At 48.1% G+C, this 15645-nt stretch carries 9 protein-coding genes; all 9 read left to right on the top strand.

Translation table 11 applies throughout. From position 1 onward, the window contains the following. Positions 1 to 77 precede the first annotated feature (77 nt). The 9 genes from HHL16_RS13485 to HHL16_RS24855 all read left to right on the top strand — a co-directional run bounded on the left by HHL16_RS13485 (position 78) and on the right by HHL16_RS24855 (position 15628). Positions 78 to 3272, top strand: coding sequence for a SusC/RagA family TonB-linked outer membrane protein (locus tag HHL16_RS13485; RefSeq protein WP_169425719.1), 3195 nt, complete (start codon positions 78 to 80; stop codon positions 3270 to 3272). A 22-nt stretch (positions 3273 to 3294) separates the two neighbouring features. Continuing rightward, positions 3295 to 4800, top strand: a complete 1506-nt coding sequence (locus HHL16_RS13480; protein WP_169425718.1) for a SusD/RagB family nutrient-binding outer membrane lipoprotein — start codon at positions 3295 to 3297, stop codon at positions 4798 to 4800. Positions 4801 to 4832: 32 nt separating this feature from the next. After that, entirely contained in the window at positions 4833 to 6101 is a 1269-nt protein-coding gene (locus HHL16_RS13475) for a DUF5689 domain-containing protein (RefSeq protein WP_169425717.1), read from the top strand. Between the two features lie 53 nt (positions 6102 to 6154). Beyond that, positions 6155 to 7582, top strand: a complete 1428-nt coding sequence (locus tag HHL16_RS13470; RefSeq protein ID WP_169425716.1) for a calcineurin-like phosphoesterase family protein — start codon at positions 6155 to 6157, stop codon at positions 7580 to 7582. Between the two features lie 36 nt (positions 7583 to 7618). Further along, the gene (glpK, locus tag HHL16_RS13465) at positions 7619 to 9106 is read left to right on the top strand and encodes a glycerol kinase GlpK (RefSeq protein WP_169425715.1); all 1488 of its coding nucleotides are present in this window, start codon (positions 7619 to 7621) and stop codon (positions 9104 to 9106) included. Positions 9107 to 9145: 39 nt separating this feature from the next. After that, positions 9146 to 9886, top strand: a complete 741-nt coding sequence (locus HHL16_RS13460; RefSeq protein WP_169425714.1) for an MIP/aquaporin family protein — start codon at positions 9146 to 9148, stop codon at positions 9884 to 9886. A 12-nt stretch (positions 9887 to 9898) separates the two neighbouring features. Continuing rightward, the gene (locus tag HHL16_RS13455) at positions 9899 to 10807 is read left to right on the top strand and encodes a glycerophosphodiester phosphodiesterase family protein (RefSeq protein WP_169425713.1); all 909 of its coding nucleotides are present in this window, start codon (positions 9899 to 9901) and stop codon (positions 10805 to 10807) included. 300 nt (positions 10808 to 11107) lie between these two features. Further along, complete coding sequence (locus HHL16_RS13450) at positions 11108 to 11677, top strand: T9SS type A sorting domain-containing protein (RefSeq protein WP_169425712.1); 570 nt, start codon at positions 11108 to 11110, stop codon at positions 11675 to 11677. A gap of 69 nt (positions 11678 to 11746) precedes the next feature. After that, entirely contained in the window at positions 11747 to 15628 is a 3882-nt protein-coding gene (locus tag HHL16_RS24855; RefSeq protein ID WP_206022413.1) for a hypothetical protein, read from the top strand. Positions 15629 to 15645 lie beyond the last annotated feature (17 nt).

The following is a 15645-nucleotide window of genomic DNA, read 5'->3' as shown; positions in this document are numbered from 1 at the left end:
TTTGGATTTTTGCAACGAAATCAAAATAGCGTATATACATGATGTTTAGAACTCCAACTCTTAACCATTTATTGCTTATGAACAGAAAAACGATTGCTGCGGGCAGGCTCTGTATGCGTATGCTGCTGAGCGCCTTGTTCGTGATGGTCTGCACTGTTGTGCTGGCCCAGCAAAAAAAGATCAGCGGAACCATTATCAATCCCGCTGACAATAAGCCCCTTTCTAACATCAGTGTGGTAGTTAAAGGTACCAGCCGCGGAACCACTACCGACGAAAAAGGAAACTTCAGCCTCTCTGCTGCTGAAGGAGAAACACTGATCATCTCCGCAGTTGGATACAAGAACCGCGAAATAAAAGTGAGTAAAGACAATACCATTTCCATTCAATTGCTTTCGTCGAGCAATGAAATGGAAAGCGTTGTTGTTACTGCACTTGGTATCAAACGCGATGAGAAGGCGCTGGGCTATTCTGTTACAAAGCTCGGAACGGAAGAACTGACCGATGCCATGAGCAATAACTGGACTAACTCCCTCCAGGGAAAAGTAGCTGGCCTCAGCCTGCTGAAATCAGGTGGCGGCCCGGCAGGTACAAACCGCATTTCGCTCCGTGGCGATAAAACCCTCACCGGATACAACGATGCACTCATTGTGGTGGATGGTGTGGTTACAAACGGAGCAAGCGGCACTATGACGGGTACGGGCAGCAGCTCTTATCTCCAGAACGAATCTCCCGTGGATTTCGGTACCAGCCTCAACGATATAAATCCTGAAGACATTGAAAGTGTGACGTTTCTGAAAGGTCCGGGTGCAGCTGCTCTCTATGGTGCACGCGGCTCAAACGGCGCCGTGATCATTACCACCAAGTCTGGTAAATCCAATACGCGCGGAATGGGTGTTACCATCAATTCCAATCTCAGCTTCGACCAGATCAACCGCTGGCCCGATTATCAATACGAATACGGTCAGGGTGCAGCAGGACAAAATACCTGGTACTCCTACAACGATTCTGAAGATGGACCAAGCACACGCAGCACCAGTTCTTCATGGGGACCCAAATTCAATGGTCAGAAATATTACCAGTACGATCCTGTCACCAGAACGAAAGGTGAAACAAGAACAGAGTGGGTACCTTACAAGAGTGCAAGGAACGATTTCTTCGAAACAGGAAATACTTTCACCAACACCATCACACTCGAAGGCGGATCGAAAAATACTTCTGCACGTCTCGCATATACCAATCTCAGCAATACCTGGATTATTCCCAACACCGGTTACAAAAGAAACACCGTAGCAGCATCGCTCAATCATAAACTCACCGACAAGCTGCAAATGGCGGTGAAGATGAACTATACCAACAAGTACAGCGATAACCTGCCTTCTACCGGTTACAATAACCAAACCATCATGTACTTCATCAGGGGCCTTACTCCCAACATGAACATCAACTGGTTTAAAGATTATTGGGTACCCGGTAAAGAACAGGAAGAACAGACAAGACCTTTCAGCTCTCTGCTCGACAACCCTTATCTGCAGGCATACGAGATGCTGAACAAAAGCAATAGAAACAATGTGATCGGTAACGTATCTGCTACTTACAGTTTCAATAAAGATCTCTCTCTGATGGTTCGTTCTTCACTGGACTACTCTTCGGAGCAGCGTGCACAGCAGCGTCCGAAAGGATCACAGAAGTTTGTAGATGGCATGTTCCGCACGCAGCATATTTTCTCTCAGGAAATGAACCACGATTTCATGTTGCGGTATGCTAAGAAAGTAACCAGCAAATTCAATCTGGTAGCCACATTGGGCGGATCCAACATGAGTAACCGCTACCAGAAAGATGAACTGAGAGCAGATAAATTGCTCTACCCCGGTGTGTACTCATTTGCCAACAGCAAAGTGCAGGTGCAGCCATATCCTTACCGCGCTGAATTCAAAGTGAACAGCATCTATGCGCTGGCGCAGTTTGAATGGGATGGCTGGATCTTCCTCGATATGACTTCACGGCACGACTGGGCAAGTACCCTGGCCACACCAACAAGTCTGGAGAATACAGGATTCTTCTATCCATCTGTGAACCTGAGCACTGTATTGAGTGAGCGATTCAAAATGCCTTCCATCATTTCGTACCTGAAACTCCGCGCATCGGTGGCAGAAGTAGGAGGTGGTGCATATAGTCCTTATCAGACGGCATACAATTATTCTGCAACTGGTTACCCCGGAGGACTTACCAATCCAAGCTCTATTCCGAAGGATGGCCTGAAACCATTCAAGGTGAGAAGTTTTGAAGCGGGCATGGATCTTCGGTTTGCGAAGAACAGGTACGGGCTCGATTTCACGTTCTACAACAACCACACGATGGATGATATCATCAATGTGCCAATCGATCGTGCATCAGGATATTATTCGCTCGTAACCAATGCAAGTGAACTGCGCAATATCGGTATCGAAATTTCTGCCAATGCCAATGTGATCAAAACTGCCAAAGGCCTTAACGTTACATTGCTCGGTACATTCTCTACCAACCGGAACAGAATTATAGGCCTGGCTGATGGTGTGGATACTTACGTATTGTCTACAGGCCCCGCCAACCGCGGTTCTCAGGAAGCAAGACCCGGCGGCAGAATAGGTGACCTTTACGGCCTCGGATACCAGCGTGCTCCGGACGGTCAGATTATCTACAACGATCAGGGACTTCCTCTGAAAACAGAAACAGTGAAGTATCTCGGTAACGTAAACCCCGACTGGAAAGCCAGCTTCAGCAGTAACCTGAAATGGAAGAACTGGGGCATGAGCTTCCTGTTCGATGGTCAGTTCGGTGGCATGGGTTATTCACTCACGCATGCGGTACTTGCTGAAGAAGGCAAGCTTACCAAAACACTTCCCGGCCGCGACAACGGCATCATCGGAAACGGTGTGGTGATGACGCCTGATGGAAAATACGTTCCCAATACCAAAGTGGTTACCAATATTCAGGCTTATTACGATGCGCATTTCAACAGAGATAACGTAGAAGCCAACACTTTCAACACAGACTTTATCAAATGGAGAGAGATGAGGATCGATTATACGTTCTCGCCATCTCTGGTGAAGAAGCTGGGATTGCAACGCGCCACTTTCGGGCTCTACGGACGCGACCTGATGGTGATCTCCAACTGGCCTGCATTCGATCCTGAATTCGGAACACTGAATGATGGAACCGTTACAGCCGGCTTCGAGATCGGGCAATTCCCTTCAACACGCAGCATCGGTATGTCGTTGCTGCTTGGATTCTAATCTTCACTCAAAATCTGCAATCATGAAACTCAAGATACAACTGTTGTCAGCTCTGATGGTCTCCGGAATGGGAATGATGAGCTGCAATAAAGGATTCGAAAATATCAATACCAACCCTAACACGGTTAATCAAACCACGCCGGAATCGCTGCTCGAATCTGCGCTCTACGACGTAGTTACAAGAAACCAAACAAGAGCGCTCCGCATCACCAACGAACTGATGCAGGTGCATGTAACAACTTCCAACTCCGATGAGATACATCGTTACATCATCCGGCCTTCAGAAAGCGATTATATGTGGAACAACTGGTATGTTCAACTGCTGAATATCCGCACCATGTATGATGTGGCTCAGAAGCTGGACGATCCTGCATTCAAGGGCATTTCACGCATTCTCGAAGCATGGGTGTATTCATTGCTTACCGATACCTATGGAGATGTTCCTTACTCCGAAGCGCTGAAAGGATATACCAATAGCATCTATCAGCCGAAATTCGATTCACAGAAAGACATCTATACAGACCTGCTGGTTAAAATGGAAGAAGCCAACACGCTGCTTCAGACAGATAAAGCATACAACGCGGAGATCATCGGCAGAGATCCGATCTACGGTAAAGCCATCGTGGCCAATATGGCTACCGATGCAAACGCTGCTACGGCGGCTTCCAACGCATTCAAGGCTGCCTGGAGAAAATTCGGCAATACGCTTTATCTGCGTCTGTTGCTGCGCGTATCGTCAAAGCCTGAAACAAATGCTGTTGCCAGGATCAAAGAGATCTGCGATACCAAAAAGAGCAGCTATCCGATGTTCGCCAGCAATGCAGAATCTGCAGTGCTTCGTTTCACCGGTATTGCTCCTTTTGTAAGCGCCTTCAATACTTACAGGGATTTCGATTTCAACGGAGATAATGGTCTTTCGCGCTTCTTCATCAATACACTCAACGATTGGGAAGATCCGCGCAGAGACGCATGGGCCAATCAGGCAGGTGGTGTTTTTGAAGGCATTCCGAGCGGATACCTCCCCGGCGCTATTCCCGAAAGAATGAGCACGTACAAAGTGACACTGAAAAATGAGCCGCTGCTGGGCAATATCATCAACTATTCCGAACTGCAGTTTATGCTGGCAGAAGCTGCGCTGAAAGGTTATACCGGAGGTGATGCCAAAACGCTGTATGAAAATGGCGTTACCAATGCCATCACTTTCTGGAACCTGACTGTTCCGGCAGGCCACCTTCAAAGACCAGGTGTGGCATGGGATGCTGCTGAATTGCCGGAAAAGAAACTGGAAAAGATCATTACACAGAAATATTTTACTTACTTCTTTACCGATTTTCAGATGTGGTTCGAATACAGAAGAACGGGGTATCCCAATCTTCCCAAAGGACCTGGTTTATCCAATAACGGGCAGATGCCTTCACGTCTCAAATATCCGGTTTCTGTTCAGTCGCTCAACAGAACCAACTACGAGAAAGCAGCTGCAGCAATGGGTGGTGACGACATCAACTCCAAAGTGTGGTGGAATAAATAATCCTTGCAGTTATTCACTTTAAAAAAAGAACAATGAAAATCTTACAATACAGTTTATTGATGGCAGGGCTCACCACATTTGCATCCTGCTTAAAAAAAGATATCAATCCGTCCGAAGGTGTTGCCAGCGATTTTGCGAGTGTATCGGTTGTTCGCGACATATACAAAGGCCAGCCCATTACCATCGACAGAGAAGTGCTCGATGGAGCAAGTAAAGTATATGGTGTGGTTACATCAGATGCGAATGCAAAGAATATCGCACCCGGCACTTTTGTGATGCAGGGAGATGTGGTTACTTCCAATCAGGTAGGTGATATTACCAGAGGTATTGTTGTTGATCTTGGTGGCGCTGCTGTAGCTGTTGCTCCTGGTGATTCTATTTCTATTGGTCTCGAAGGAGCAAAACTCAGCAGGGAAGATGGCCGTCTGGTGCTGTCGAATGTGAAGTCTGAGAAGATCACAAAACTGGCAACCAATGCAAAAGTTACCATCCGCACTGTAACCATGGCGATGCTTGCGCTCACGCCGGATGATTACGAATCGACCCTCGTTACTGTGCATGCAAACCTTACGGATTATGCGGCTGGCGGCACTTTCGCGGGCAGTCATACGATGTTCGATAATACCGGCGGAGATCTTACGCTCATCACAAGAGCCGATGCAGATTTTGCAGGAAGCACTATTCCGGCAAACGCTGGTTTCACAGGCATTTACTCTGCAGAAGGCGGAAAGAGAACACTGTCTCTGCGCAATGCAGCCGATATCAATTTTGTAGCCGGTTCGTTGTATGATAAATTCCCTGAAAGCTTCGAAGTTCCTGATGCTTCAAAGAAAGGATCATACGATATGGGCGGTGTTAAGAACGACATCGATCTCAATACAGGGAACTGGAAATTGTTACGCGCCATCTTAGGCAATACTTTCCTGCGCGACAAATACAATGTGCCCGGTAAACAATGCATCCGCATGCAACAGGACATTACCTCCGATGGCTTGCTTCAAATGAACTACGACCTCACCGAAGGAATTTCCAAAGTGACATTCTTCTACGGAAAATATTATACCGACCCTGTTTCAACATTGAAGCTGGAATATTCCACCAATGGAGGCACCACCTGGAAACAGTCCGGGCCCGAATTAAGCGACATGCCGGACCGTGGTTCCAAACAAGCCGTGTTTATGGTAAATGTTGCAGGAAATGTACGTATCAGAATCAATAAACGCGGACTGGGTAAGTCGTCTACCACTGTTAACAATGGAAGACTTTCGATAGAAGATATCGCTATCCATAAAGCACTTTAATTCAAAAGTTCGCTATCTTACCAATTCCCATAATAAACCTCAGGAAGACAAAAATGCAGCGTAGAAAATTCATTCAACAGGCAGGATTACTGGCAGGCGGAATTGTAGTGGCAGGATGGAATACAGCCAGTGCATTTTCAGTTTCGGACAAGAAAATAAAAGGCACGGTGAAGAGCGGAAAGAAAGCGCTGGCCAACGTTGTAGTGAGTGATGGATACAGTGTGGTAGCCACCAGCAACGCCGGCAAATTCGAATTCGATCTGCATGCCGATGCAGTAGCGGTTTTTGTGAGCACACCTGCAGGTTATGCCTTTCCGCAACAAAATGGTATAGCACGGCATTACAAACTTGTTTCGGAGATCAACACCAGAAAAGGAATTGAATTTGATCTGGAGAAACTGTCGCAGAATGATGATGAACACCAGTTCATCATCTGGGCAGACCCGCAGGTGAAGACGAAGAAAGATGTGGCGAAGATGATGGCGAATTCCGTACCCGATGTACAAAAATTTGTACAGGCGCAGGGAAGCAATGCACTCATTCACGGCATCACTGTCGGAGACATTGTCTGGGATAATCACGAGCTCTTTGCAGATTACAACGAAGCAGTAGGTGCCATGGGCATTCCGTTCTTCCAGGTGATCGGCAATCATGATATGGATTACAACAAGGGTTGGGATGATCAGAGTGATGATACCTTCCAGAAAATGTACGGTCCAACTTACTACTCATTCAATCGCGGCAAAGCGCATTATGTAGTGATGGATGATGTACGTTATCTTGGCAAAGACAGAGAGTACGATGGATACATTTCGCAGCAGCAACTCGATTGGCTCGAAAAGGATCTGCAATTCGTACCAAAAGATCATCTGGTGATCCTCAACGTGCATATCCCCGTTCATAATGATGTGAAGAACAATCTCGATCTCTATGCGATTCTGAAAGGAAGGGGCAACGTGCACATCATGAGCGGGCACACACATTACCACCGCAATGTGATCATCGGAAATGTGTTCGAACACAATCATGGTACGGTATGCGGAGCATGGTGGACCGGCCCCATCTGTGGCGATGGAACACCCTGCGGATACGGTGTGTACAAAGTGAAAGGCAATGAACTTACATGGACATACAAGCCAACGGGCATGGAAGATGATTATCAGTACAGTGTATTTGTGAACGATGTTTCTGCCACCGAAAAAGAAGTGGTGATCAATGTGTGGAATTACGATCCCGAATGGAAAGTGAATACCAGGCTGCCGGACAATACCGTTATCAAAGCGGAGAAATTCAAGGGCTTCGATCCACTGGCAGTGGCCACGCTCAAAGGACCTGATCTGCCCAAGCCACGCGGATTTGCAGAGCCCAACAAAACCGATCACCTGTTCCGTTTGCAGGTGCCTGCGAATCTGAAAGAGATAACCGTTGAAGTAACAGACAGATGGAAGCGTGTCTATAAATCAACAGTTCCCATCGCGTAAACGATCAACAAAGACAACATATAAAAACGCTACGATATGCCATACATTCTTGCACTCGATCAGGGCACAACCAGTTCCAGAGCCATCATCTTCGATGAGCATGGAGCCATCGTAAGCCTTGCGCAAAAAGAGTTCCAGCAGATCTATCCGAAGCCGGGCTGGGTAGAACACAATCCCCGCGACATCTGGAGTACACAGGTGGCCGTTGCTGCGGAAGCGATCGTAAAAGCAAATCTGCAATCGAAGAATATCAATGCCATCGGTATCACCAATCAGCGTGAGACCACGGTGGTGTGGGATCGCAAAACAGGAGAACCGGTGCACAATGCCATCGTATGGCAGGATCGCCGTACCGCTGAATTCTGCGACCAGCTTCGTGCGCAGGGACATGCAGACATGATTCAGCAGAAAACCGGACTGATCGTAGATGCATATTTCTCCGCCACCAAAGTGCGCTGGATACTCGATAACGTAAAAGGTGCACGCGAACGCGCCAATGCCGGCGAACTCGCATTCGGTACCATCGACAGCTGGCTGATCTGGAACCTCACTTCCGGAAAAGTGCATGCCACCGACGTTACCAACGCCAGCAGAACCATGCTCTACAATATTCACGATCTCCAATGGGATGATGAATTATTGAAGCTGCTCGATATTCCGGCATCCATGCTTCCTGAAGTGAAGAACTCCAGTGAAGTATTTGGTCATACTGCGCATCAGATCTTCACGGCAGATATTCCCATTGCAGGTGTGGCGGGAGATCAGCAGGCAGCGTTATTCGGACAGATGTGCACACAGAAAGGAATGGTGAAGAATACTTACGGAACGGGCTGTTTCATGCTGATGAATATCGGGGATCAGCCAATCGTGAGCAAGAATAATCTCGTTACGACCATCGCCTGGAAAATCGGCGACAAAGTTCAATATGCACTCGAAGGGAGCATCTTCATCGGCGGCGCTGTAGTGCAGTGGCTGCGCGATGGATTGGGCATCATCCGTTCGTCGGGTGATGTAGAAGCGCTGGCGAAAAAAGTACCCGATACCGGAGGTGTTTATCTCGTTCCTGCATTTGCCGGATTGGGCGCTCCTCACTGGAACCAATATGCGCGCGGAACAATGGTGGGCATTACACGCGGTACGGAAGCTGCGCATATTGCACGTGCAGCACTGGAGAGCATTGCCTTTCAGACCATCGATGTACTGAAAGCCATGGAAGCCGATGCCGGTCTGCCTATCAAAGAACTGCGCGTAGATGGTGGAGCAACTTCCAACAACCTGCTGATGCAGATCCAGGCCGACATATTGCAGGCAACAGTAGTTCGTCCGGAGATCACAGAAGTTACCGCAATTGGCGCGGCATATCTCGCGGGCCTTGCCACCAACGTCTGGAAAAGCCCTGAAGAAATTCAGAAACAATGGAAGATCAACCGCAGCTTCGAAGCAGACAGCAAAGTTGATACTGCCAGTATGATCAAGGGCTGGAACCGCGCCATCAAAGCAGCAAAAGCCTGGGCCGAAGACTAATCTTTCTGTTCACGTTCAATACCCAAAACTGAATCCTTTATGACAGCATTTATCGCAGAGATCATTGGCACGGCAGTGCTCATTTTACTGGGCAACGGTGTTGTTGCCAATGTAGTGCTCAATAAAACAAAAGGCAATGGGGGAGGATGGATTGTGATCACCACGGCATGGGCGCTCGCAGTGTTCGTTGGGGTGATATTGAGTGGCGCCGCAAGTGGTGCGCATCTGAATCCGGCAGTGACCATCGGATTGAGCATCGCAGGAAAGTTCAGCTGGAACCTTGTACCTACTTATATTCTGGCGCAGATGATCGGCGCTATGCTCGGTGCATTTCTCGTTTGGCTGTTCTACAAAGATCATTACAAAGAAACATCCGATGCAGGTGCGATACAGGCAACTTTTTGTACAGCGCCTGCCATCAGAAATAATTTCTCGAATCTCATCAGTGAGATCATCGGCACATTCGTACTGGTGTTCACCATCTTTTACTTTTCAGATCCGCTGCTGGGTTCGGCTGATATGCCGAAAACGCCGATTGGCATGGGTTCTATCGGTGCATTGCCTGTGGCATTTCTTGTGTGGGTGATTGGTTTGTCGCTCGGCGGCACTACCGGTTATGCCATCAATCCTGCGCGTGATCTCGGTCCGCGCATCATGCACGCCATTCTTCCTATTCCCGCAAAAGGACCAGGTGGATGGGATTATGCATGGATACCGGTGATTGGTCCGGTTATCGGAGCCGCTGCAGCTGCTGGTCTTTACATCTTGTTACAACACTAAGATCTGAATAGCATGAAGCAATTAATTCCTGTACTCGCATTCGGTTGCCTCGCAGCATGCGGTACATCAAAGCAATCCACCGGCAATCCGAAAGGATTCCCAACTTTTTATAAGGAAGGACATCGTGGAGCACGCGGCCTGATGCCTGAGAACACTATTCCTGCGATGATCAAAGGCATCGAATCCGGCGCCAATATGATCGAGGTGGATGTGTACCTGAGTAAAGACGGGCAGGTGTTGATTGCACACGATCCTTACGTGAACACTGCTATTTCGTTATTGCCCGGAGGACATACTGTATCTAAAGACAGTGCCAAACTCTATACCTGGCATCAAATGAATTATTCAGATATCCGCAGTATCGATGTGGGATCGAAAGGCAACACAGCTTTTCCTCAACAGCAGAAGCTGGCGACCTACATGCCGCTGCTGGGTGAACTGATCGATTCAGTGGAAGCCTATACCGCTTCTCATAAACTGCCCGGCACCATTTACAATATCGAGATCAAGAGCAATCCAAAGATGGATGGCATCTATCAGCCTGCTGCACCAGATGTGCTGGTGCGCGCGTTGATGGAAGTGGTGAACAGCAAAAAGATCGGCAATCGTTTCTATCTGCAATCCTTCGATATGCGTCCGCTTCGCGAAGCGAAGAAACTATACCCGAATGTGACCATTGGTTTTCTTACCGGAAACGAAAAGGCTACTGTGGATGATAACGTGAAAGAACTGGGCTTCAAACCCGATGTGTACAGTCCGGCTTTTCAGCTCGTAACCACCGCTACAGTAGAAGCCTGCCGCAGGCATGGCATGAAGCTGGTTCCCTGGACGGTGAACACGGCAGCGGAAATAGAGAAGCTGGTGAAGCTGGGTGTAAACGGAATAATTACAGATTATCCCAATCTTCTTACAGCGTACTAAGCGCTGAAATCTATACTGCAGGCGGCTCCGCGGTTCTTTGAGGGGAACTACGGAGCCGCTGTTTTATTTATCCGTATTTCTACCTCTTTTTTATAATATGTTTTTTTGCTACTTTTGAAATGTGAACGGCAAATCCCCGTAGCCGTTCTTCCAATTAGCCCCCATACCTAATAATTATTTCTCGCCCTGTAGGTCCCTTTCACGGAAGACCTTGTATTCCTTTTCACATAACCCTGTTACAGTGTCCTGCTCTGGTTAATAGCCCGATAGCAATTTTTAACCTTTTAAACAATCCTGCTTATGACAGATGTTTACAAGTCAGGGTTCGTATTGGCATTGATGTTCCTTCTATTCATGGCCCCTGCACGGGCACAGATGGTAACGCCATCGGTGTTCAATATTGCAGGAGGTTCCTACCAGAACGCCGATTCTTATTACCAGTATGAGTGGAGTTTGGGCGAGCTGATGCTGATCAGCGATTTTGCTACGCCCGACAGTTCACTGCGCGTAACGCATGGTGTGCTGCAACCCTGTACAGACAAGATCGGCAAGGATCCCTTCATTGTTTATTTCGAACCAGACGATTTCAGATTATTCCCTAACCCAACGAGGGGAAGATTTGAGCTGGACTTCTTTGTTCGCCAGACGGGGCGGATGGAGATCCAGATCACCGATGCTGCAGGCAAGGTGCTGCAGAAAAAGACATACGACTACGATGGATGCTGTCGTATCGATTACTTTGATCTGACGCCATATCAGAATGGCGTGTATTTCGTGATCGCCACATTGTTCCCTGATTCGGCAAGGCCGGATGGATTGAATGTGACACGCAGAAGCGGATTTAAAGTGATCAAAAATGCAGGCCGTTAAATGCATTGCATCCCTTACCTGAGGAGCTGTCCTCACTTGATTGATCAATAACCTATTAACAAAGCAACTATGAGACAATTTTTACTGGCAATAACCGCCATTCTCCTGGCCGTAGCCGGCAGTTATGCACAAGCGCCCGGCTTGCTCAATTACCAGGGCGTGGCAAGAAACGCAGTTGGCAATGTATTGGCCAACACAAAAATATCTTTGCGATTATCTATTCGAAATAATTCCAGTGCTGGTGCTGTTGTGTATTCAGAAACAAGGCAGGTAACTACCAATGCCGTGGGGCTTTTCAATATTCAGATGGGAAGTGCCGGCGCAACGAATGTGAGTGGTACAATACTCGGTGTAGACTGGAGTACAGGAAGTAAATACATACAGGTGGAGATCGATCCGAAAGGAGGAGCTGCCTTTACCAGCATCGGTACTGCACAGCTGGCTTCAGTGCCTTATGCGCTGACTGCGGGTACGGGTTCGCCGGTTGGTCCGGCTGGTGGTGATCTCAGTGGTACCTATCCCAATCCAACTATTGCTGCTAATGCGGTAACTACTGCAAAAGTGGCTAACGGGGCCATCACCCTGCCGAAGATCGCGCCAGGCGTGATTCCTATCACATTACCTCCGAGCGGTCCTGCGGGTGGTGATCTCAGTGGAGTATATCCCAATCCTGCGATAGCAGCTAACGTTATCACCACAGCGAAGATTGCTGATGGTGCCATCACGCAATCGAAGATCGGCCCGGGCGTAGTGCTTCCTCCGGGCGGCCCTGCAGGTGGAGATCTTACGGGTAATTTCCCCAATCCCACTATCAAACCTAATGCAGTGAACACAGCCAAGCTGGCTGATGGTTCTGTGAGCACTGCAAAAATCATAGATGCGAATGTTACGTCAGCGAAACTGGCCAACAATGCTGTTGAAACAAATAAAATAATGGATGCTGCTGTTACTACACCTAAACTTGCCGATGGTGCAGTAACGCAAGTAAAGATTGGTCCTGGTGTAACCCTCCCTCCGAGTGGCGCAGCTGGTGGCGATCTTACAGGTAACTATCCTAATCCAAATATTGCTGCCAATGCAGTGAATACAGGCAAGCTTGCTGATGGTGCAGTAACTGCTCCAAAACTTTCCGACGGCTCTGTAGGAACTGCAAAAATCATCGACGCAAATGTTACGGCAGGCAAACTGGCCAATGATGCTGTTACAACTGTGAAAGTATTGGATGCTGCTATCACCACACCAAAACTGGCTGATGGTGCAGTAACGCAAGTAAAGATTGGTCCTGGTGTAACCCTCCCTCCGAGTGGCGCAGCCGGTGGCGATCTTACAGGAAACTATCCTAATCCAACTATTGCTGCGAATGCAGTTACCGATACGAAGCTGGCTGACAATGCTGTTACTACTCCAAAAATTGCAGATGGTGCAGTGGCAATTGCAAAGCTTGCTGATGGATCTGTAGTAACTGTGAAAGTTGCAGACGGAGCCGTAACCGCACCTAAGCTCGCAGACGGATCTGTAGGAACTGCGAAGATCATCGACGCCAATGTAACTATGGCAAAACTTGCTGACGGATCTGTAGGAACTGCAAAGATCATCGATGCAAATGTAACTACAGCGAAACTTGCCGACGGATCAATAACGCTTCCGAAGATCGCACCAGGCGTGATTCCTACGTCTCTGCCTCCAAACGGACCGGCAAGTGGAGATCTCGGCGGTACCTATCCCAGCCCTTTAGTAGTGAAACTGCAGAATACTCCTGTGAGCAATGTAGTTCCTGCGCTGAATCAGGTGCTCAAGTTTGATGGTGCCAACTGGGCGCCTGCCAACATTGGTGGAGGAGGAAGTCTTACACTTCCATTCTTTGCCGCTGAAAACAATGCAGCTACTTTATTCTCCATTGCAAATGATGGAGACGGTACATCTATTGAAGGTGTCAATAATACAACCACTTCAAGCATTGCAGCTGTTCGCGGTATTGTGAGTAGCGCTGCTCCCGGTGGATTCTCTTCAGCTGTACGCGGTATCAATAATGGTACTGGTGGTTTAGGAATTGGAGTTTGGGGCAGTCAGAACGGTTCAGGATGGGGCGTGTATGGTACTACCCCAAATGGCCTTGGTGTATATGGTAATTCAAGCGCCAATGGATACGGTGTGTACGCAAACAGCAATACTGGTACGGGTTTGCAGGCGACCAGTAACAACGGTATACCTGCCAGCATCTCTATATTCAATAACTCAAATAACAATAATGCCCTAGTTGTAAACTCTGTAGGCAATGGTACGGTAGTGAACGTTACCACAACGGGTAACGGTGCAGGTGTAAGAAGTTCAACAGCGGCTGGATTCGCATTGCATGGCATTACTTCCGCTGTTAGCTCTGCAGGTGTTGTGGGTGATAATAACGGTGGTGGTGAAGCGGTGGTAGGAAGAACTACCAGCGATATTGCCGGTGCAGTTGTAGGCCGCAATGATGGCGGTGGTTATGGTGTGCGTGGTTTCATTGCCACCAGCACTGCAGGTACAGGTATCGGTGTATTAGGTCAGGTAGGTCTCAACAACAGTACAGGCAGTGGCGGCTGGTTTGAGAATTTCAATACAACCAATACTGATGCAAATACACTGAATGTAGTAACCAATGGCAATGGTAACATTCCGGATAATACATTGGGCAATGCTTCCAGCTTTTTGGTAGACAATACAAATAGCGTGGCCGCGGCCGTTAGAGGAGAAGTGAAAACGATCTTTGGCAACTTTGGAGCAGCGGGTATCTTCGGTATATCTTCCGGAACCGGTGGTTTTGCAGGTTTGTTCCATTCTTCCAATCCATCAGGCAATGGCCCTGCTCTGGTGGCTATTCAGGATGGTAATGGAAATGCCATCACTGCCAATGCCAGCAAAGATGGTAATGCAGTGGAAGCAAATATCGACGGAGCCGGAGTTGCAGTCTATGGCTGGGTGCCATCATTCGCTACCGGCCGTGCCGGCCGATTCCAGATCTACAATGAGGATAATGATAATGAGGTAATCACCGTAAAAACAGTTGGGAATGGTACAGCAGGTGATTTCTTCGTAGACAGAACTACAGGTACTTCACCAGCCGTAAGAGGTGAAGTGAATTCTCAGTTCGCCAACTTCGGTACTGCGGGTATCTATGGTATTAGTTCCGGTACCGGCGGTTTTGCAGGTCTGTTCCATGCCAGCAACCCGGCCGGCAATGGACCCGCGCTGGTTGCTATCGCTGATGGTAATGGCAATGGTATCACTGCCAATGCATCCAATGGTGGCGACGGTGTTGAAGCTACTGCAGATGGTACAGGCGCTGCCATTTTTGGCTGGATCCCCAACTTCGGTAATGGCCGTGCAGGCAGATTTGTAAACTTCAACACAGGCAATACCAATCCGGTGTTTACTGCTGAACAACATAGCAATGGTAGCATCGCAGTTTTCAAATCTGGTAATCCAGGTACAGTGAATGTTGCACGCATCAACTCTGCAGGCCGTGGGTTCTTCAATGGCGGTACTCAGAACAGTGGTGCCGACGTAGCTGAATCATTTGATGTAACCGGCACATCAGCTGCATATGAACCAGGTGATGTACTGGTGATTGCTACCGATGCAGATCGTACCGTCGAAAAATCGAGCACTCCTTACTCCACACTGGTGGCTGGTGTGTATGCTACCAAACCCGGCGTATTGCTCACCGAGAGCCATATCGATGATGATCTCTCTGCTCAGGTACCCATGGGTGTTGTAGGTGTGATCCCTACTAAAGTTTGCATGGAAGGTGGTGCTATTAAACGTGGCGATCTGCTGGTTACTTCATCCATCGCAGGTGTGGCCATGAAAGCCGATCCGGATAAAGTAAAAATCGGTCAGGTGATTGGTAAAGCATTGCAGGATTTCAATGCCAACAGTATCGGTAAGATCAAAGTATTGGTAAGCATTAAATAATCGAATCAATCAAAATA

Origin of the sequence: Pseudoflavitalea sp. G-6-1-2, from assembly GCF_012927185.1 — a bacterium.
In the GTDB taxonomy this organism is placed as follows: domain Bacteria; phylum Bacteroidota; class Bacteroidia; order Chitinophagales; family Chitinophagaceae; genus Pseudobacter.
This window is presented reverse-complemented; position numbering and strand designations above follow the sequence as displayed.

What these genes read in the sequence shown, in the direction of transcription:
- HHL16_RS24855 (WP_206022413.1), top strand. Translation starts at nt 11,747, where the DNA reads ATGAGACAATTTTTACTGGCAATAACCGCCATTCTCCTGGCCGTAGCC.
- HHL16_RS13460 (WP_169425714.1), top strand. Translation starts at nt 9,146, where the DNA reads ATGACAGCATTTATCGCAGAGATCATTGGCACGGCAGTGCTCATTTTA.
- HHL16_RS13450 (WP_169425712.1), top strand. Translation starts at nt 11,108, where the DNA reads ATGACAGATGTTTACAAGTCAGGGTTCGTATTGGCATTGATGTTCCTT.
- glpK (WP_169425715.1), top strand. Translation starts at nt 7,619, where the DNA reads ATGCCATACATTCTTGCACTCGATCAGGGCACAACCAGTTCCAGAGCC.
- HHL16_RS13485 (WP_169425719.1), top strand. Translation starts at nt 78, where the DNA reads ATGAACAGAAAAACGATTGCTGCGGGCAGGCTCTGTATGCGTATGCTG.
- HHL16_RS13455 (WP_169425713.1), top strand. Translation starts at nt 9,899, where the DNA reads ATGAAGCAATTAATTCCTGTACTCGCATTCGGTTGCCTCGCAGCATGC.
- HHL16_RS13480 (WP_169425718.1), top strand. Translation starts at nt 3,295, where the DNA reads ATGAAACTCAAGATACAACTGTTGTCAGCTCTGATGGTCTCCGGAATG.
- HHL16_RS13470 (WP_169425716.1), top strand. Translation starts at nt 6,155, where the DNA reads ATGCAGCGTAGAAAATTCATTCAACAGGCAGGATTACTGGCAGGCGGA.
- HHL16_RS13475 (WP_169425717.1), top strand. Translation starts at nt 4,833, where the DNA reads ATGAAAATCTTACAATACAGTTTATTGATGGCAGGGCTCACCACATTT.